This is a genomic window from Planktothrix serta PCC 8927 (assembly GCF_900010725.2).
GTDB classification, from domain to species: Bacteria; Cyanobacteriota; Cyanobacteriia; order Cyanobacteriales; family Microcoleaceae; genus Planktothrix; species Planktothrix serta.
On the sequence record NZ_LR734878.1, the window covers coordinates 1 to 21,247 of the forward strand.

Below are 21,247 nucleotides of genomic sequence, written 5' to 3' on the forward strand. Positions count from 1 at the left end.
CTTGTTAAGGGGGGTTAGGGGGGATCATTGACTGGGAATCAGATAGCGCGTGAATTCGGGTTTGAGCGCCTACTTCTAGCGTTAAGTTGACACGCTTTGGGGGTTCCCCCGCCCCTACAAATTTGTGATCTCCTCCTACAATTTCCCAGTAATTTGTTGCAAGATCTGAAGACTTTTTAAGGCGCTGCGAATCAGTTTTAATGCCTTAAAAGGATGTTTTAACATGATTTTAAGTAAGGGAATGGTCTGTAATTTTCCATCGCAACTAATGGCTGGGGTTAAATCAGGTAAATTTTGATCATAATCATCACTAACAACTCGTACTATTGCCACTTTAATTCCTGCTTGTGTTAAAATTTCTAATAAAATTATCCCTTCCATATCCACCACTTGAACGGGATAAAGTTGACCTAATTTTTGTTTTTCGTCGGCGGTTATAATCACCCTTTCGGTCGTTAATCCCCAAACTAAATAGGAGGGAATTAAGCGGTGGTGTAAGGCAAGAGTTAAGTTAAAATCGCAGGGAATCACACTATTTTTATCGGGGGAATTTTGAATAGAATTTTGTGAAATCAGAGGTAAACAGTTTTGATAAACAACAATATCTCCGACTTGTAGCTTTGGAGATAAACTTCCACATAATCCCAAAACTAAAACTTGAAGGAAGGACTGACTTTTAACCGCTTCTGACTCTAGCCATTCCTTTAAATAAACGCTTAAATATTTACCGCCAATGGGAATCGGTAAAACTTCAATTTTCGAGGATTGAATCGGTTGTAATCCTCGGATTACGGCTTGATATTCTTGACCTTGGGGAACAAGAATAAAATTCAATGGCTGCATCCTTCGCTCTGATTTTGATTCTGTTTCAGCCCGGTGAGACTCAGGATGCAATTATATCATTTCAGTTAGACCAATACTAATTTTTTAACCGTTTTTTCCAAAGAGGAAGTGTAGGTCAGAATTGGTGATTGAACAGCATTCAAATCAGGCATTTCTTGCCAACAGTGGCGACACCGCCAAACTAGATGACCTCTATGAAAGTGTCGCAGCATGGGATGAGCACAACAAGGACAGTTAGGCATAAACGTTTGTTAAACCTCGTCAAAATTGATCATGGATGGTTCCCCGACTAGGGGTAAAATCTAAAAACTGAATTAAAATATTGACTTGAGGATAAAAAAGAAATTTGAAGAAGTTTTGAAGATTGGGAAAATCCCGAAAAGTGTAACAAATCTATACATTTAAGCTGAATTTTCAAAGGTTTTGCTAAATACACAGACGCGATTTCTTCCCTGTTGTTTAGCTTGGTACAACGCAGAATCTGCCGCCCGCACGACAGACTCACCCGTTAAACCTTGGCTGGGAAACAGAGCAATTCCTAAAGATAAAGTAATCTGACCTAAATCTAGGTCATGATGTTTTAGCTTTAATTTTTGCACTTCAACTCGAATATTTTCTGCCCTTTCCTGAACAATTTCCAGAGAAACTTCGGGTAAAATCAGGGTAAATTCTTCACCTCCATAACGACAAGCAATATCTGATCCCCGAATATTTTTTTGTAATACATTACCGAGTTGTTGTAAAACAATATCCCCGGCTTCATGACCAAAAGTGTCGTTATAATGTTTAAAATGATCAATATCAATCATGATCACCCCTAAATTAAACTTTTGACGTTGCGCTCGGTTAATTTCTCGTTCTAAAGATTCTTCTAAATAACGACGATTATATAACCCGGTCAAACTATCTCGAATGCTTTGATATTCCAAGGCTTCTCGTAGTTTCAAGTTAGCTAAAGCTAAAGCAATATGTTCAGCAACGGACGTGGCTAACCGTTGTTGATCTTCAGAAAGTTGTCCCGATTTATGAGATGCTAAACACAACAATCCTAACGCATCTCCTTGAGCAATCATCGGAACACAAAGATGTTCAACCATCGGTGAAGAAATAAAAGATAATTCAGTTTCCGTTAATGAATTTATGGGAATATCACTGGAATTAAGCAGATTTAATTGATGTTGATGTATCTTTTTAGGAATATGTTTACACAATAAACTACTTTCACAAGAAGCTACAAAATGTCGTCTTCCTCGTCGCAATGCCCAGCAATCTTGAGGAGCAAAAATACTCTCGCTCACCCCACTTAACTCCCCCCAACTGGCGACCATTTCCACTAGATTTTTAGAATTTTTGATCACAAATAAATTACCGGATAGATTCGGAAAAAAAGGCTTGAGTAACTCATTAATCACTTGATAAGCTTCTTCTGTGGAATTACAAGCCTGTAAAAATTCGCTCATTTGACCTAATAACAAAGTTTCACGGTTGCGTTGTTCCAAATCATTGACCCAGTGAGTCAGCTTTTCATTCACTTCTTGGGCGGCTTCTTCAGTTTGCTTGCGTTCAGTAATATCTCGACAAGTCACAGCAATGCCATCATAAAGAGGAACAACTTGCAGTTGCACCCATTTCGCTTTAACTGTCGGGTTAGAAACAGCTAATTCTTCCTCAAATCCTTTATGGGTTTTAAACACACGCAAATATTTATCAATATAGCCCAATTCACACCCCCAAGGAAAGACATCACAGAGTCCTTTTCCTATCAGGTTTTCTTTATTTTGTAAAATCATTTCTTCCGCTTTAGCATTCATATCAACTAAAATAAAATCGGTTGATTTCCCGGCTTCATTTCGATAACTTTGTAATAAAAAAAACGCATCTAAACTGCCATCAATAGCCGCCCTAAACCGGGCTTCTGATTCTTGGAGGGCTAGGGTGGTTTTTTGTCGTTCAATCGCTTCTTGTTTCAGGTCTTCAATGGCTTTCCCTAACTCATTGGTTCGTTGTTCAACCCGTTGTTCTAGTTGTTCATTAATTTGATGAAGTTTATTTTCCAGAAGTTTACGTTCAGCGATTTCTCGGATTAATTCATCATTGGAAGTCGCCAGTTGTATTGTCCGTTCTTGAACTTTACTTTCTAGGTCTTCTTGGGCTTTTTGAATTGCCATTTCAATTTGTTTGCGATCGCTAATATCTCGCATAAAAACCGTTAAAATTTTCCCTTTATCTAACAACAACTGAGAAATAGAAACTTCAGCCGGAAATTCACTTCCATCTTTACGGCGACCCCTAACTTCAGCATATTCTTTAATATGTTTAACTAAACCATTAGACGGAAATACTTCGGAATTATCTTGACCCTGATTTTGAATCAATTCTTGAGAAATTAATAAACTAAAGGGCTGTTTTAAAATTTCATTAGCCGTATAACCAAATATTTTTTCCGCCCCTTGATTAAATAAGGTAATTTCTTGATCTTCATTAATTGAAATAATAGCATCCTGAGCCATATCTAAAATACCAGCCAAGCGTAAACCCGAATCAATGATGGCTTGTTCCGCTTGTTTAGCTTTAGTAATATCCCGATTAATTTTAAGAATAGAAATAGGATTTCCGTTCACATCTTTCTTGAGTGACCAACTACTATGAATAATCATAGAATTTCCTTGACAGTTGGTTTGAATTAATTCTCCTTCCCAGTTTCCCTGCTCAAACAGTTCTTGTTTAATTTTGTCTAAGGATTTTGGGAATTGAGTTTTCAGAACTTCAACTAAATTTTTTCCTAAAACTTCTAATTTAGAATATCCATAAAGTTTTTCCGCGCCTTGGTTACAATAAGTGATATAATTACTCAAATCAACTACAATAATTCCATCATTGGCTAAATCTAAAAGTTTAGCCTGATCTTGTAAAACTTGTTGAGTTCGTGCTTGTTCTAATAATTCTTCTTTTAATCGACTATTTAAAGATTCTAACTCGGCGGTACGTTCAGAAACTTTGAATTCCAGATCTTCATTGATTTTTTTTAACGCTGCTTCTGCCCATTTTTGTTCTGTAATATTCGTGAGAATAATCACACAACCTTTAAGATTATTATGGGGAATTGAGAGGGGACTCGCACTCAATAAAAAGTTAAATTTTTCTCCATCTTCTCGAATAAATTCTACCTCTTGTCCTTGATAGGGATTCCCATTAATCACAGAAACAATCGAAAACGTGGAATGGCGTTGTTTTTTTAGAAAAGGTTGACTCCCATTTTGCTTAGGGAGGAGTTCAAGTTTAATCATGTCATCAAAGTTAGAAAGCAGTAAATTTTTACCTAAAATTCTGTGGGCTTCTTCACTCGCTCGAATAATTTTTCCTTGATGATTACAAACAATAATTGACTCCGCCGCTTTTTCTAACAGTAATCGCGTTAACCGTTCTTGAGAAATAATTTCTTCATCTCGTTTTTGTTCTGATAAATCCGTAACAATTAAACAGCCAACATCAACTCCTTGTTGATTTAAGATACTAATCGAAAGATAAACGGGAATCTCCGTACCATCACGAGCAATTAAGGTTAATTCTCCCTTTCCTGAACCTGAATGAGCCTTCTGACATAAAGCTTCAAATAGCATTAAATCAGCAGGTAAAATAAAATCCTTAAAATCCGTCCCCATTAATTTTTTTAACGGTGTTTTAACTAAAGCAGCCAGTCGCTTATTGCAATAGAGTAATAAGGTACTATCGGGGGTAATAGTAGCCGCGCCTTCCTTCATTTCTTCTACTAACAGCCGATAGGAGGAGTCCGCCCCTTGTAGGGTATAAACTTGTTCTCCCTGTGACCCTGCAATCACTAAAGCGTCTACTTCTCCATTCCCGATCGCGCGTAATGTTTCCTGTGCAGTTTCTAACTGATAACGAAGATTTTTAACTTCTTCTTGTAATTCTTTTTCAGATGATCTCCCGTTAACCATAGTTAACTCTCAACGCCTACAAAAACATCATTTAAAAGGATAAATTTAAAGCCGTGAGAATTCTTTCTTTTTGAGATAAATCCCCAATAATTCTTTGTAAGGGTAATGGTAAAAGCCGAATCAAAGTCGGTACAGCAACAATGGGTTCGCCTTGGGTGAGTTCAGGTTGCTGATAAACGTCAATCACTTCTAAATCATAATGATCTTTCAAGTGAGTTTCACAAATATACTTGATGGTTTTCAGAGCCAAAATTGACTTTAAATTAGTTCCAGCAATATATAAACGCAGACAATAATATCCTTCCTCAATGGAGGGTTGAGAGTTCTGTTTGGGTGACAAATAATGGTCTTTCATTAGAGTTTTCCTCTGGGTTTTCAATTAAGAGCTTTCAAGGGTTTTTCCATTCTTCCCCTTTCCATAGTTCTAACCCCACTAAGATTTTTTCGGGATTCGATAAATCTCCAATAATTTGCTTAAAGGGAGGGGGAATTGTTCTAACTAATGTCGGAAGTACGAAAATTTGATCTTCCTGGGCGAGGTGGGGATCTTCTAACAAATCAATGATTTCAATGTTATATTGACCCTGAAGATACTGCTCACAAATTTTTTTTAAATTTGTAAAGGCGGTAATCGCTTTAGGAGTTTGTCCAGCAACATATAAACGTAATTCCCAAAGTTTTGGTTCATTTGGTTTCAAGTTTTTTTGATTATCCATGATGGCTTTCCTGGGCGCAATAACTTTAAATTTCAGGGTCTGGATTTTAAAAAATAGCTTCTAAACAATTCAGTAGCAGCAGGATGAAAAACAGAAGTTTACCATTTTAAGGCAAGTCTAATCTGTTCAATCAACACAAAGGGATCAAAGGGTTTCATGATCACATCAACCACACCTAAATTTAAGAATTGGCTTTTATCAATCTGTTCGGCTTTAGCCGATAAGACAACAATTGGGATGTGTAGATGCTCAAATTTTTGGTTGAGTAACTGCACAAATTTTAACCCATCAATCCCCGGCATCATTAAATCTAAAATAATCGCATCTGGTTTTTCAGATAAGGCTTTGAGCAGTCCTTCTTCCCCATTGTTTGCGGTCAATACTTGCCAACCTGCAATTTCTTCAAAACAGCTTTGCATAATTTCTAAAATGGTTTCATCATCATCAATGAGCAATAGCTGTTTGGAACAAGTAAAATTTTCCTTGATGGGGTTAGATGAATCCATTAAAACTGATGAAAACATGGTTTAGACTCAATTGGAATATTAGGAATTTTCGTAATTGATTTCCAACGCTTGAGATAACTGGTGTAGAGTTGGAGAACAACGGACTACGATTCCTTGATGACAGGACGAACCGGGTTGTTGTTTCGGTAACGTCAGCACTAATACATTCTTATGTAATATTGCGGTTACGGTTTCGGGATGAACCGGATAGGGTAAAGGAATCAAACTTTGAAATTGTTGGGCGGGATAGGTAAAATCGCAATAGCCCAACACTGTTACCTGTTCAATTTGTTCTCCCGATAAAAACACCGTTTCTGATGTCACCTGAATTTGTAAATTTTCGGGTTTAAGACTAGGAATTGAGACTTTTAACAGAATATTGGTGGCGGTTTCTTGCATTTTCACATCCCGAATGGGTGTTGTTCCCTCCTGAGCAACCCAAAGAGTTAGAGGGGAATTAATCGCCGTCGAACGATTGGTGAAAGGCTGTATCCGTTGATACAGATTGCTGAAAAACCGCCCAATGTTTAAATTCTCTAAAATCATGATGATTTCTGTTAGTCTGTTAGCGTTTCCAGAGGAATTCCTGTCAGGGGATTGAACAGGATTCCGTTTGACTGTCATTACCTATACGCTATCAAGGAAATTTGAGGAAAATTTGAAGTTGAGTATTGATTTCTGAAAGTTTTTCAGAGAAATGTACTCCTCCTGTAGATAGGGATTTGCAGACGAGATCGACCCTAGAAACAGCGAAGTTTGTAGCCTAGCTAATCTGGCTACCCTTCAATATCCCAGCCCAAAATAGAGGCAATTTGCTGATGCAAGCTCATGGGGTCAAAGGGTTTCTTAATCAAACCTGCAATATTAAATTGGGAAAAGAGAGCTTGTTCTGTGGCTAATACTTTAGCCGTTAATAATATTACGGGTATTTGCCGATTGATCGGATGATCCTGCAATTGTTTCAACGTTTCAATCCCATCCATCTCTGGCATAGAAACATCTAATAATACTGCATCTAAAGGCTCAATGGCTGCTATTTTAAGCGCTTCTTGACCGGAATTTGCAACGTGAATTCCCCATCCGACTAAATCTTCTAAACAAGCTTGGACGACTTCGAGAATCAACTCTTCGTCATCAACAACTAAAATTTTTTTTGTCATAATTCAGGGAACAGTTACGAAATATTTTCGGTTTCGCTTTACCCTGGGGATGTGGTTGAATTCGGGGGCAGGGGGAGTGTAAAATAGAAACAACTACCTTGATTAAGCTGACTTTCTGCCCATATTTGACCTCCATGTTGTTGAATAATCATTCGACAGATTGCTAATCCTAACCCCGTTCCTCCTTTCTGTCGGGAATCAGACGCATCAACTTGTTGAAACTGTTCAAATATGATTTTTATTTTATCATTAGGAATGCCTCTGCCTTGATCTTTGATACGAAATAAAACATAAGGAGGGACAGGACACAAGTTAAGAATATTCTCATTGGGCAGATTGGCATTTATGTCCTCATCCGTTGTGATCAATTCAGCTTTGATCTCAATGGTGGTTTGAGGAGGAGAAAACTTAATAGCGTTACTAATTAAATTCGTTAAGGTTTGAATAATAGAATCTGGTACTGCCCACACCCTAGCCTCACAGGGCTGAACAGATAATATAATTTGGTGAGATTCCGCAAGTGCTGTCATGGCTTCGGCCGATTGTTCGAGTAAATCAGAGACAAGACAAGCTTGAAATAGGGGTTTAACTTTTCCCGATTGCAATCGTTCAAAATCTAAAATATCATTAACTAATCGCACTAATCGTTCCGTTTCTCTGTGGGCAATATTTAACATTCGTTTTCTCTTTTCTGGTTTCTGATCATAAACCCCATTCGCCAATAATCCTAATGCTCCGAGAATACTCGTTAACGGTGTCCGCAATTCATGACTAACAACTGAAATAAACTCCCGTTTCATCTGTTCAATTTGTTGTTGTTCCGTAATATCTTCCAGCGAACCAACATGACCGATTAAATTACCCATTTTAGACACAATTGGAGCCATTTTTAGCCTCGCAAATCGAACCGTACCATCCCGGTGTTGATAGCGGAATTCATCTTGATTTTTGGGGTTTTTAGGCTTATTTTTTGATGAATTTTCTATAACCCGTTCTCGATCTTCAGGATGAATAAAATTCTGCCATCCTTGACCTAATGCTTCCTCAAAAGTATAACCTGCAATTTCTTGAGCACGAGGGTTAACATAGATGCAATCTTCCTGATGATTAACGAGAAAAATCCCATTAGGGGCGAATTCAATCAAAGTTCTAAACTGAGCTTCACTTTTCTCTAAGGCATATTGAATTTTTTTAGTTTCTGTAATATCAGTATTAATTTCTAAAATTTTAATCGGAACATCCTTCTGATCTCGTTGTAATACCCAACGACTCAAAACAATTAGACCCGTCCCATCTTTTTTGCGATGAATTAATTCTCCTTCCCAATATCCAGTTGCTAAAAATTTGCCTTCAATATCAATTAAGGGTTCAGGAAATTGTGTACAGAGGAAGCTATGGGTTGATTGTCCTAACGCTTCTATTTTTGTCCAACCATACATCATTTCTGCCCCGCGATTCCAGAAGGTAATAATATTATTCAGATTGCGGGTAATAATAGTATCATGGGCAAGATCTAATAATTGGGCTTGTTCCTGAAGCCGATCTTGAATCATCTGTTGGTCTTCAAGGATCAGTAGTAAACGTTCATTGATCGCCTGCAATTCTGCTGTTCGTTCTTGAACTTTATCTTCTAATTCTAATTGATATCTTCTCAATTCTATTTCAACTTTTTTGCGTTCTGTAATATCCATCGCAGCACAAGTGACCCCCACAATTTCACCCTGTAGATTTCTTAAAGGCTCCACCGTTAAATCATAGTAACCCAATTGTTGCTTCAGGGTGACAGAAACTTCCGTTCTCATTCTTTTTCCCGTTGACAAAACTGATTGTTTAATTTCCGTTAATTTTTGAGCCTCTTCAACCGTCATTAAGTCAGCATCCGTTTTGCCTAGGGTAAAATTGGGATCTAAATTTTCAACCGGATTATAAATCCAAGTATACCGCAATTGTAGATCTTGATTAAACGCAGTAATTGGTGAATTTTGCAGGGCGACTCGAAATCGTTCTTCACTTTTTTGCAGACTTTCTTGAAGTTGCTTAATATCGGTAATATCAACCGCATTTCCGATAATTTTATTCGGTATTCCTTCCTTATTTCGAGAAAAAACCATCTCCCAAGTATGGAGCCAGCACCATTCTCCCGCCACATTTTTTACCCGGAATTCATTTTCGATTCTCTCCCCGTTTTGAAGTTGAACTAAACGCCGGGGAAGTTCCTCTAATTTATACAGATCATCAGGATGAATGATTTCTTGAAAAAAGGCTAATCCCCTTTCTTGAATTTCAGAAATTGACCGACCAAAAAACTCACTTCCTTTGGGGTTAAGATAAATATTTTTTTGATTTAAAACATCATAAACATATAAAAGATTGGGCGTAGTATCTGATATTTTTTGAATAAATTTCTGGGTTTCTTGTAAGGCTAATTCTGTAGTTTTAAGCTCAGTAATATCGACAACAATTCCATTCCAAAGCATACGACCATCGCTTAAACGACGGGGAGCAGAGCGACTATGTGTCCAGCGAATTTCTCCAGAAGTAACTTGTTGACGGAGTTCGGCATCGAAAAGAGATAAATTTTGATAAGCTTCTTCCATCTTTTGTTGCCAAACAGAATAATCTTCCGGCAAAATTTGGCTCATCAGCAAACTAGGTTCCTTTAAAATATCTTCCGGTTTAAGCCCTGTAATTTGTTCAATCCCAGCACTAATATAGTTAAAACAGAAACTTTTATCTAACTCTTGAATAATCTGAAAAATCGCCCCATTTGGTAAATTATCCCCAAGGGAACGTAACATCATTTCCCGTTCTTGTAACGCAGTTTCGGTTTGTTTGCGTTCTGTAATATCCCGTTGAATTGCAATCCAATGGGTATACCAACCCGTTTCATTTTTTATGGGAAAGAGATTCAGTTGCACCCAAAAAGGAGTTCCATCTTTACGATAGTTAATTAACTCGACCTCTATCGATTGCCATTGCTGCAAAGCCGCCCGAATTTGATCCAAAACCGCCCGTGAACATTCAGGGCCTTGAAGTATTCGAGGGGTTTTTCCCAGCACCTCCTCCAAACTGTAGCCCGTCATCCGGGTAAAAGCCGGATTTGCATACAGAATTCGGGGGCCCGGAAAATCAATCGGTTCAGCTTCTGTAATCAAGATGGCATCATGGGTGCAGTGGACAGCAGATTCCAATAGTTGCAGTTGGGCTTCCTTCGCCTGATCCAAAGCCCTCGGTAGTTGTTCCTCTGGCTTCTGACTGACATCATCATCGTTCATCTTTCTTCCCCCCTGCTTGCTTCTTGTTATATAGCAATCGGCGCCTTCGAGACCGAGGTTGTAATATTTTAGGGTCGGGTTGGCATCATCGGTGTCAACTTTAGCCAAAAACTTCGATCCCCCTAAATCCCCCTTAACAAGGGGGACTTGGATGTCCTCTTCCCCCCTTAACAAGGGAGACTTGGATGTCCTCTTCCCCCCTTTTTAAGGGGGGTTAGGGGGGATCGTTTAAGTTGACCCGTCAACCGTCAACACCTCACCTGGGAATGGGTTGCAGACGTCTAAGAACTTGAACAATTAGAGTTTCGGTTGCTATGGTTTTACTGAGATAGTCGGAAGCTCCTACTGCAAAAGCTTGAATAATTGTATTTTCTTCAGTATGAACCGAAAAAAAGATAATCGGTAGATTCCGCCAGCGTTGATCTGTTCGCACCGCTTGACAGAGATCTATGCCATTGAAACCCGACATTTCCCAATCTAAAATTAACAGGTCTGGACGACAATCTAACAACACTTCCCAAAAATGTTCGGGATTTTCTAGGGTCGTAACTGTTAAACCTGTTGCTTCTAAAACCCTAGCAACATAGGCCAAAAGACTGGGATCATCATCCACAATTAAAACACGATTTCCCTTACCTGGTCGAGATTGAGAAAGTACCTCAGTCACTGTTTTGAGGATTTCATAAGCGGGTAAAGGTTTTTGGAGAAAAGCTTTGACTCCTAAACGAGCAACGGTGACTCGATCGGTTAAGCTTTGTCGTCCTGTTAAAGTAATTACAGGAATTTGAGGAATCCGATCCGTCAATTCTTCTAATAGGGTTAAACCGTCCTCCTGAGCATTGGGAAAAGTCAAATCTAGTAAGATAATATTGGGGGGGTTTTGAGCAATCATTTTACGCGCCACAGAAAGATCCGTAGCAATTTCAATTCTTAATCCCCAAGCGATCGCTTCTACCCGAATTCGTTCGGCTAACATTAAGTCATCATCAACAATTAAAATTAAGGGAGAATAGGCGACAGGTTCTGAGGAAAAGGGCGTTAATAGGGTTTCTCGACTGGCTTCAAGACTCAGCGCCACAACTAAATCAGAAATTAATTGAGCTTGGCTAATGTCTAGGTTAGGGTTTTCGAGAAGATCTTCAATTTCTCGCGCCACTTGGGAGCCTTCTCGGAGTCCAAAAACTCCTAATGATCCGGCTAATTTATGGGCTTCCTTTTTGGCTTCTTGCTGGAGTTTTGCACTCAGTTTGCCGTTAAGTAACGCGGGAGAAACTTGCTCTAAAATAGAAATTTGTACCCTAACTTTGTCTTTAAAATTTTCCCAAATCCTCGAAGTAATCGCCGTCATTTCTTTTCGAGAGTTTTGGGATTGATCCACAGGTTGGGACTCTGGAAGATTAGAGGGCTCTCGCAAACGATATCCCAAACCGTGAACGGTTTCAATCGGGTCTGAACTGCCAGCAGCTTTGATTTTTTGGCGTAAACATTTAATATGGGTGCTAACAGTTTCTTCGCCAGGAGATTCGGCAAAATCCCACAATCGATCTAAAATTGCCCGACGGCTAAAAATTCGTTTAGGATTGAGTAGAAATAGTTCAAGTAAGCAATATTCTTTCGAGGTCAGATGCACTAAGCGATCGCCTGATTTGATCTCATTATTAATCGGATCAAAACAGAGGTTTTCCCAGGTCATAACCGCCCCAGAAACGGATTTTCCCCGACGCAATAAAGCCCGGATTCTTGCCATTAATTCGTCGGTGTCAAAGGGTTTAACCACATAATCATCGGCTCCCGCATCTAACCCCATGACCCGATCTGTACTGCTATCTCTGGCGGTTAATAGTAGGATCGGATTTTGATATCCTTTGATGCGGAGTTGTTTACAAACACTAATCCCATCGAGTTTAGGAATTTCAATATCTAATAGAATTAAGTCATAGATAAAGGTTTCAGCCATTTCTAAAGTTGTAATCCCATCTGCAACTGTATTAACGGTGTATTGATGAGCGTTCAAAATTTCAGCTAAGGCGGCACTGGTCAGCGTGTCATCTTCGACCAACAGAATTTTCATAAAAATTCCTCCGTTGCTGTTCTCTATTCCTATCCAGGGGTGATAACTCTATTGTATTCAAAGATGAGATTAAAAGGGAATCCAGGGAACTGATTCCCCGGAAAAGATATACACAATATTAGTCTGATTTGGGTTAGAAAACTCTTTAATTCCAATTCAACCGTATTCCTAAAAAATCCTCTAACTGCTGATTATAGGGTTGAAAATAATCTTTGAGCAAGGCGCGTGTTGATTTAGAGAGGGGGGGATAGGGCCTGGTATTATATTGATGATATTTTGATAAGTGATATTCAGGTAAACCCAAAAATTGAAGCACTTGTGTTGTTCCTCGATCGGGATTTGCATAAAAATCTTCACTTTTTAAAATTAAAAATTGTTCTCTGGGAAAGATTTTCATCCATTTTTCTAAGAAATGAATATACAACCCTTTAGCCAGATATCCTTGAAATTGAGGATGGGTGAGTTTTGTCCAAAAATCAATCGTTTGATCCTGTAATTGTTCTAGTTCTAATTCCATTGCTTCTTCCAAAGAATGCAACTCCCATTTTAAGCTCAACCAATGATAATAATGAGAAACAGCCCGATCAATGGGATTTCTTAACAGAAGAATTAATTTAACATTCGGAAAAACTTTGACTAAGTTTTCAGGAACTTCTGGATGATTAAAATTAAGGGGTGTTGCTTCTCCTACTAAACAATTATAGCCGGGAGGAATCGGGGGAAAATGAGAAAAATACCACTCTAAACCTCGATCAACTTGATTTGACCAAAAGGGCATTTCTTTAATCATTGAAGAGATGATATTTGGATGTTCAGACAGATAATAATTTAAAGAGGTTGTCCCTCCTTTTTGAGTTCCAATAATTACATAATCGAGGTGATTAACAGGTTGTAATATTTGCTCAATATTCTGCCATTGAGGACGGAATTTAGGGATAATTTTTTGACCTGCAATATGATTATATTCGATAGCAGATTTTAAATCGCCTTGAGAAGTATATAATACGGCTAAATTCAAATAAACAATAGAGGATTCTGGATTGATTTCAATCTCTTGATGGTAAATATTAATCGCTGTTTTGAGTTGATTTTGTGCTGCAATTAAATCCACAATATTTTGATAATTCCACAGAAATATATCGGGTTTAAGCTCTAAAAATTTGAGATAGGCACAAACCGCTTCATCCTGCTGTTGGTTGCGAAATAAAGCCATCCCTAAGTTGTAATAAGCTTGGGGATCATTGGGGTTAATTTGCACAGCACTTAGACATTGTTCTATTGCTTGCTCTAAAGCTTTCTTTTGCTCTAAAATAGCATTTATTTTTGGAGAAATATCTAAATTATTAGGTTGAATTTTTAAGGCAATGTGATAAAATATTAGGGCTGCAAGTTCATGTTTGTTTTGATTGAGAATTTCTGCTACTTTGATATAGAGTTCAACATCAGTTGGTAAAAATTTACTATTATCAGGTTTATTGACTACCGAGCAATACTCATTAATTACGGAATCTAATCCCTGTTTAATTTGAGATTGAAGCACTTCTGCAATTCGATTTAAACTCTCTAATAAATCCCGGTTTTGTTTCCAAGCGTTAAAATAAGCAACAACCGCTTCCTGTTGGTTTTGTTGGCGGTCAAAAGCTTCTCCTAAATAATAATAAGACCAACAAAACTCTGGGTTGAGTTCAATGGCTTTGGAATAAGCTAAAATCGCCTGATCCGATTGTTTTTGTTGAGATAAAGCTGTTCCTAAGTTATGATAAGACCAGGAAAAGTTAGGGTTAAGTGCGATCGCTTGACGGTAAACAACAATTGCTTCTGTCCACTTATTTTGCTGGGAGAAAATATCTCCCAGTTGATGATACGCCCAAGAAAAGTTAGGATCGAGTTCGATAGTTTTTTGATAAAGTGCGATCGCTTCTTCTAAATTTCCCTGATTTCTATAAAGTTCCGCCTGTTCGTATACGGTGGAAGCTAAAATCGGATTTTCAGGTAATAAGTTAAAATCAAAACTCATTAAAATTTATTCGGATAACTTTTAACCTTTGGTCAATTGATACACCAGATAAAACACTAAACCAGCAATAGCAGGAATTGCCAGTAAATAGATCAATAAAACTTGAGAAATCCCACTCGCTACATATAATAAACCACCGTAAAGCCCAAATACAAAGATTAAGAATAAAATCAGTTTAACGGGAGTCCATTTAACGGGTTTTAGGGTTTGCATATTTTTGCCCCCTAAATTGGGTAACATTACAGATTTAGGGGGAGTTCCAAAGTTATCATGTTTTCCCGATGGCTTTTGTTTTGTCATTAGGCATCAATTTACTTTTTTAAACAATTGATCATCGGTCTCAATAAGAGTTATAATAACAGATTGATTATCTAAAACTTTAAATTTATGTCTAGTGTATTCTCCCAAGTTAGCGTTATTATTCCGGTTTATAATGGCGATCGCTACCTTAGCCAAGCCATTGATAGTGTATTAAGTCAAACCTACTCAAACTATGAGATTATTATAGTCGATGATGGCTCAACAGATAACACTTCTGAAATTATACAACATTATGTGGAGAGTTGCCAAGACTCCTCCCTAATTCGTTACATTTTTCAATCTAATCAGGGAGTTGCAGCCGCCAGAAATCGAGGAATTGAGGAAGCTAGAGGAGAATTAATTGCTTTACTGGATCAAGATGATGTATTTTTGCCCAAAAAATTAGAGCATCAAGTAGCTTGCTTTGAAGCCAACCCCAATGTAGCAATTGTTAATAGTGGTTGGCGTTTAATTGATCACAATAATAACAAAATTTCTGATATTGAACCTTGGCATAACTTACCGAATTTAACATTAGAAACTTGGATAACAAGAACGCCAATTTTACCCAGTGCTTTGATGTTTAGGCGTTCAGCTTGGCAACAAATTGGGGGATTTGATTCTCGGTTTAATGGAGTGGATGACGTTGATTTTATTTGGCGTTTAGCATTGCATGAATATTCAGCAATTTGGTTAACTGAAATTACCGTTAATTATCGACAACACGAGGAAACAGTTTCTAATCAAAAAGCCAGAGAAAGAGCTAATTTGATGATAGATCTTCATGACAAATTTTTTAGTCAACCTAATTTATCCACTGAAGTTCGGAAACTGGAAAAAATAGCTCGATATGAATCTTTGACTTGGATGGCATGGCATTTATATCATACGGATCATCCTCAACAAATGGCTGAATTTTTACAACAATCTTTACCCTATACTCCTTATACTGTAGCGATTACTATTTCTGATTGGGTACATCGATTTATAGGTTATTGTCGGGGTTATGGTTATGAATTTAATTTTAAAATCTTCTATAATTTACCCGAATGGAAACAATTAATTGCTGAAATTAATCCCCAAAATAAACCTAGAGTTAGTGTGATTATTCCAGCCTATAATTGCGATCAATATATTGAACAATGTGTAAAAAGCGTTCTCGAACAAACTTATACAGATTATGAGGTTATTGTTATTGATGATGGTTCTCAAGATCAAACTCAACAAATTCTAAAACCTTATTTTCCTGTGATTAAATATATTTATCAAGAAAATCAAGGCGCCGCTAAAGCCAGAAATCAGGGTTGTGAAATAGCTCAAGGTGAATTTTTAGCTTTTTTAGATGCAGATGACTTTTTCTTACCCCAAAAATTAGCAGATCAAGTAGCATTTCTTGATAATAATCCTGCGATTGATTTAGTCCAAAGTGGTTGGTATTGTGTTAATCAAGAAGGGCAAAACTGGACAGCCATAACACCTTGGAATACTGCACCAGAACTCAATTTAGAAACATGGATTTTACATAAATGTGTGCGTCCCAGTTGTCTGATTTTACGTCGAGAATGGTGGGAAAAAGTGGGAGGATTTGATCATCATTATCCTCCTACAGAAGATTTAGATTTTGTCTTACGTTTATCCTTAATGGGATGCAAAACCGCTTGGTTAAAAGAAATTCATGCTGGTTATCGTCAACATGATAAAAATTTAATGTCAGGAGGATTAAAAGTTATTAAAAATACTGAAATGATTATGGATAATTTTTTTAATCACCCTAATCTTCCTAACAAAATTCTTCGCTTACGTCGAAAAGAAAGTTATGATCGCTGGGTGTGGTTAGCTTGGAGAATGTATCGAGATGGTTATCATAATTTAATGATAGAGTGTTTAGAGAAATCCATAGAATATACTTTCTTTCCTCTAACAGAAACGATTTCTCACTGGCTTGATGCTTTTCAAAATATTGCATCAGACTATGGAGAAAAAGTAGATACTTATGCTTTAATTAACTCTCAGGAATGGAAATCTGTTATCGATAAAATTATGAATCCAAAACTTAGCACTCAATCTAAACCCACTTTAACATCCTCCCCGAATAAACCCCACATTCTGTTAATGAATACGGATGATCCTGGTATTGGCGGGTTAGCCCAATATGATCATTTAATTTTGTGTGAATTAGCAAAATTAGGATATCGAGTAACAGCCGTTAGACCCCAACATGATAACCCCTTAGTTGAGGGGGAAAAAGACTTAGGAATTCAGCAATATTGGTTGGAATATAGCACCAGCCAAGATTTACCTCGAATTTTGAGAAATACCCAAGATGCAGAAACCCTTTATAATGAAATTAAGCCCGATTTTATTATTTTTAGTGATGGCTGGCCTTACTCCCATTTTGCTGCTAAACAAGTGGCAATTCAGCGCAATATTCCCTATATAATTGCTTTAGGATTAGCGATGCCAGAACATATTGATTTTACAATGGGAGATGGTGTTCCCTACAGCAAAGGGGTATTATATCAATATGGATTAGCCCGTACTTTTAATACCGCAGCTTATGAACATATTCGGATTTTACAAGACCAATTTGGCTTACCCAAAGATAAAGGAAATATGGTGTATTATGGGCGATCAGAACAATATTTTGCCCCGCCTAATTTAGCCACTCGTCAACGGTTGCGCCAAGAAATAGGTATTCCTGAAGAGGGAATTATGTGCTTAACTACAGCACGGTTAGCCCCCATTAAAGGACATCGATTTCAATTAGAAGCGATCGCCCAATTAAAACACACTTCTATCTGGGAAAAATTATACTTTGTTTGGGCAGGAACGGGACAGGGAAGTGATCATGATTTAGAATCTGAATTAAAACAAAAAGTTGAGGATTTAGGAGTTAGCGATCGCGTCATATTCTTAGGACAACGGTGGGATATTCCCGACTGGTTAGATGCCTGTGATATCTTTATCTTAACCTCCTTAGCAGAAGCCGCTCCCTCCTTTGCAATTATGGAAGCAATGGCGAAAGGATTACCCATTATTGCTTCGGCTGCGGGCGGTATTCCTGAAGGTTTAGGAGATACGGGGAAACTCTTAACTGATCCCAATATTGATCCTCAAAAAACAGTTAATGAACTTGTTCAAACCCTGCAAGAATTAGCTGTTAATCCTCTGTTATTATCTAAAATGGGTGTAGCGTCTAAACAACGGGCGGAAGAACTCTTTAAAGAAGACCGGATGTTAAAACAAACCCTAACTATTATTCAACAAGCCCTAGAAGCAGAATTTGATTCTAACTTTGCCAATCAACCCCAAATTAAAAAAGGAATTAAACAATTAAATCAACAGTTAAATTATGCTTCCTGTCTGTGGAATGCTTGGTTTGCCTATACCCAAAATAATCAAACCGATATGTTAAAATACCTGCAAGCATCCTTAAAGGTTTCAACCTCGGAATTTATTACCGAAACCCTATTAGATTGGATTGAGGATTTTGTCAGACTCTCAACCTATAAAAATCAACCCTTAAACACCTTAACCATAACCCAATCTTCTCAATGGAAATACCTGATGGAAACCCTCCTCGGTATTCATTCTTAGTTAGCCATCCTATCCCTTCCTGAAAAAATGTTATATTAAGATGAAAACCCCATACATAAATCCACTTTAAGCTATGTCAAATCCTACTCAAATCCTATTAGATATTCCAGAAATTGAACTGCCTCCTACCCAAGATCAACTCCCCTATGATGATGGAATTCCGATGGAAACAGCGCGCCATAAACTGCAAATGGACTTATTAATAGAACCCCTCAGTCATGCTTTACAAGATCAAGATATTTATATTGGGGGGAATATGTTTGTTTACTATAGTCTCGCCCAAGTTCGCAATCAAGACTTTCGAGGGCCAGATGTTTTTATCGTTTTAGATGTTCCTCGTAAAGAACGAAAAAGCTGGGTGATTTGGGAAGAAGGAAAAGGGCCTGATCTAGTCATTGAACTACTTTCTGAAAGTACCGCACAACGGGATAAAAACGAGAAAAAATTAATTTATCAAAATCAAATGCGAGTCACCGAATATTTTTGGTATGATCCATTTAATCCCAAAGATTGGCAAGGATTTCGTTTAGACGGAGGTGATTATCAACCCCTAGAACTAGATACTAAAGGACAGTTAGAAAGCCAGAAATTAGGCTTAAAATTAGTTCGCTGGTCAGGAATATTTTATAATATTGATACTGTGTGGTTACGCTGGGCAACCTTAGAAGGGGAACTATTGCCTAATAGTCAAGAACGAGAAAAAACAGCCCAAGAAAATGCAGAAACTGAACGTCAACGGGCAGAAACTGAACGTCAACGAGCAGAAACTGAACGCCAACGGGCAGACAAGGCGGAACAAAAAGCTAATCGTTTAGTCGAATTACTACGGGCTGCGGGGATTGATCCTGATCAAATTGAATGATTAAATTTTATAATTTTAACAGGTAAAATACCTGTTCCGCCCATCTTCTTAATCACAGAGGAATAGTCAAGCTCAAAATCCCTATTTATTAAGATTTATGGGGATCAAACTATACACATAAAATAGTAGATTAGTTATGAAAACAGCATTAATTTCTGGGGTATCGGGACAGGATGGAGCTTATTTAGCCGACCTTTTATTAAAACAAGGTTATTCTGTTTATGGCACATCCCGCGACGCTCAAATGTCTTCTTTTAGCAATTTATCTCGTCTCGGAATTCGAGATAAAATTAAATTGAAATCCATGATTTTGACGGATTTTAGAAGTGTATTACAAACTCTAACTAAAATTCAACCCGATGAAGTCTATAATTTGGCAGGTCAAAGTTCAGTAGGATTATCCTTTGAACAACCTGTAGAAACTTTAGAAAGTATGGCAATTGGAACCCTGAATTTATTAGAGGCTATTCGATTTACTGGGGCTAAAATTAAACTTTATAATGCTAGTTCCAGTGAATGTTTTGGTGATACTAAAGGAATTCCTGCCGATGAAAATACTCCCTTTCATCCTCGTAGTCCCTATGCTGTAGCTAAATCAACTGCTTTTTGGGAAGTCGCAAACTATCGAGAAGCTTATGGTTTATTTGCCTGTTCTGGTATTTTATTTAACCATGAATCACCCTTGCGTCCTGAACGATTTGTAACGCAAAAAATTATTAAAGCCGCGATTGATATTGCAGCCGGAAAACAAGATAAACTCTATTTAGGAGATATTTCTATTCAACGAGATTGGGGTTGGGCTCCTGAGTATGTAGAAGCCATGTATTTAATGTTGCAGCAGGAAGAACCTGATGATTATGTAATTGCAACGGGAGAAACCTATTCTTTGGCTGAATTCGTGGAATCTGCCTTTGCTTGCGTTGGTTTAAATTGGCAAGATTATGTAGAATCTGATAGCAATTTATTACGACTTACGGATATTGCAGTGGGTCGAGGAAATCCCAGTAAAGCAGAACAAAAGTTAGGATGGAAAGCACAATATAAAATGCCAGATGTTGTCAGAATGATGGTAGTAAGCCCTTCAGGGCTTCAATAAGCTGTTGCTACATACAATCTAGCGCCAAGAGAAGAGGGTTGGGAGACCCAACCCCTACGATCAAATTTACAACCTGCGTCTCAAAGGCGCGGATTGCTATATTTTAGGTACTTAACAGCTTATTCAGTCAAAATGGTTAAATTCATGAGATTAAAATTATGTCTAATTATATACCCTTAAAAACAACAATTCTTCCGTTAGAAAATGGCGATCGCTTAACCCGTCCAGAATTTGAACGGCGTTATCAAGCCATGCCAAATCATCAAAAAGTAGAATTAATTGAAGGAGTAGTTTATATGGCTTCCCCATTACGTTTTCGTAGTCATGGAGAACCCCATGCTCAAATTAATACATGGTTAGGGGTTTATTATGCAGCAACCCCTGGGGTTTTAGCCGCCGATAATACAACAGTACGACTCGATGGAGAAAACGAACCCCAACCCGATGCAATTTTATTTATTAACCCCAATTTAGGAGGACAATGCCATATTAGTGAAGATGATTATATTGAAGGTGCGCCAGAATTAATTGTAGAAATTGCAGCTAGTAGTGCGGCTTATGATCTTTATGATAAAAAAAGAGCTTATCAACGGAATGGGGTACAAGAATATTTAGTTTGGCAGGTGTATGAACGTCAGATTTGTTGGTGGAAACTTCAAGAAGGGGAATATATTGCGTTGGAAACCGATGGAAATGGGGTGATAAAAAGTCAAGTATTTCCGGGGTTATGGTTAGAGGTGCGATCGCTTTTAGAAGGAAATTTAGCTCAGGTTTTAAAAAAATTACAGGAAGGAATAGAAAGTGTTGAGCATCAAGAATTTATCCGTCGATTGTGTTAGAATAGT

Annotated in this window: 16 protein-coding genes; 4 read left to right on the forward strand and 12 right to left on the reverse strand. The window is 37.8% G+C overall.

Features of this window, described 5'->3' with window-relative positions:
* Positions 1 to 135 precede the first annotated feature (135 nt).
* From PL8927_RS19525 to PL8927_RS19580, 12 genes are all read right to left on the reverse strand, one after another.
* Positions 136 to 843 carry a phosphorylase family protein gene (locus tag PL8927_RS19525; RefSeq protein ID WP_083624922.1) on the reverse strand — a complete coding sequence of 236 codons (708 nt, stop codon included), beginning with the start codon at positions 841 to 843 and terminating at the stop codon, positions 136 to 138.
* A 65-nt stretch (positions 844 to 908) separates the two neighbouring features.
* Entirely contained in the window at positions 909 to 1,085 is a 177-nt protein-coding gene (locus PL8927_RS19530) for a P-loop NTPase family protein (protein WP_156093257.1), read from the reverse strand.
* Between the two features lie 159 nt (positions 1,086 to 1,244).
* The gene (locus tag PL8927_RS19535; RefSeq protein ID WP_083624923.1) at positions 1,245 to 4,802 is read right to left on the reverse strand and encodes a PAS domain S-box protein; all 3,558 of its coding nucleotides are present in this window, start codon (positions 4,800 to 4,802) and stop codon (positions 1,245 to 1,247) included.
* A 31-nt stretch (positions 4,803 to 4,833) separates the two neighbouring features.
* Positions 4,834 to 5,157, reverse strand: a complete 324-nt coding sequence (locus PL8927_RS19540) for a circadian clock KaiB family protein (RefSeq protein ID WP_083624924.1) — start codon at positions 5,155 to 5,157, stop codon at positions 4,834 to 4,836.
* Positions 5,158 to 5,191: 34 nt separating this feature from the next.
* Complete coding sequence (locus PL8927_RS19545; RefSeq protein WP_083624925.1) at positions 5,192 to 5,518, reverse strand: circadian clock KaiB family protein; 327 nt, start codon at positions 5,516 to 5,518, stop codon at positions 5,192 to 5,194.
* A 98-nt stretch (positions 5,519 to 5,616) separates the two neighbouring features.
* Entirely contained in the window at positions 5,617 to 6,042 is a 426-nt protein-coding gene (locus PL8927_RS19550) for a response regulator (protein WP_231506075.1), read from the reverse strand.
* Positions 6,043 to 6,063: 21 nt separating this feature from the next.
* The gene (locus PL8927_RS19555; RefSeq protein WP_197047485.1) at positions 6,064 to 6,570 is read right to left on the reverse strand and encodes an Hsp20/alpha crystallin family protein; all 507 of its coding nucleotides are present in this window, start codon (positions 6,568 to 6,570) and stop codon (positions 6,064 to 6,066) included.
* A 230-nt stretch (positions 6,571 to 6,800) separates the two neighbouring features.
* The gene (locus tag PL8927_RS19560) at positions 6,801 to 7,184 is read right to left on the reverse strand and encodes a response regulator (protein WP_197047486.1); all 384 of its coding nucleotides are present in this window, start codon (positions 7,182 to 7,184) and stop codon (positions 6,801 to 6,803) included.
* A 38-nt stretch (positions 7,185 to 7,222) separates the two neighbouring features.
* The gene (locus tag PL8927_RS19565; RefSeq protein ID WP_083624928.1) at positions 7,223 to 10,459 is read right to left on the reverse strand and encodes a PAS domain-containing sensor histidine kinase; all 3,237 of its coding nucleotides are present in this window, start codon (positions 10,457 to 10,459) and stop codon (positions 7,223 to 7,225) included.
* Between the two features lie 256 nt (positions 10,460 to 10,715).
* A complete protein-coding gene (locus tag PL8927_RS19570; protein WP_083624929.1) occupies positions 10,716 to 12,530 on the reverse strand; it encodes a response regulator in 1,815 nt (604 codons plus the stop codon).
* A 145-nt stretch (positions 12,531 to 12,675) separates the two neighbouring features.
* Positions 12,676 to 14,547 carry a tetratricopeptide repeat-containing sulfotransferase family protein gene (locus tag PL8927_RS19575; protein WP_083624930.1) on the reverse strand — a complete coding sequence of 624 codons (1,872 nt, stop codon included), beginning with the start codon at positions 14,545 to 14,547 and terminating at the stop codon, positions 12,676 to 12,678.
* 21 nt (positions 14,548 to 14,568) lie between these two features.
* Entirely contained in the window at positions 14,569 to 14,847 is a 279-nt protein-coding gene (locus PL8927_RS19580; protein ID WP_083624931.1) for a hypothetical protein, read from the reverse strand.
* Between the two features lie 87 nt (positions 14,848 to 14,934).
* On the opposite strand from PL8927_RS19580, the gene PL8927_RS19585 reads away from it, so the two are divergent.
* From PL8927_RS19585 to PL8927_RS19600, 4 genes are all read left to right on the forward strand, one after another.
* Positions 14,935 to 18,444 carry a glycosyltransferase gene (locus PL8927_RS19585; protein ID WP_083624932.1) on the forward strand — a complete coding sequence of 1,170 codons (3,510 nt, stop codon included), beginning with the start codon at positions 14,935 to 14,937 and terminating at the stop codon, positions 18,442 to 18,444.
* Between the two features lie 73 nt (positions 18,445 to 18,517).
* Positions 18,518 to 19,306, forward strand: coding sequence for a Uma2 family endonuclease (locus PL8927_RS19590; protein ID WP_083624933.1), 789 nt, complete (start codon positions 18,518 to 18,520; stop codon positions 19,304 to 19,306).
* Between the two features lie 136 nt (positions 19,307 to 19,442).
* On the forward strand, positions 19,443 to 20,402 hold the full coding sequence (locus PL8927_RS19595) for a GDP-mannose 4,6-dehydratase (RefSeq protein WP_083624934.1): 960 nt from the start codon (positions 19,443 to 19,445) through the stop codon (positions 20,400 to 20,402).
* Between the two features lie 158 nt (positions 20,403 to 20,560).
* The gene (locus tag PL8927_RS19600) at positions 20,561 to 21,241 is read left to right on the forward strand and encodes a Uma2 family endonuclease (RefSeq protein WP_083624935.1); all 681 of its coding nucleotides are present in this window, start codon (positions 20,561 to 20,563) and stop codon (positions 21,239 to 21,241) included.
* Positions 21,242 to 21,247 lie beyond the last annotated feature (6 nt).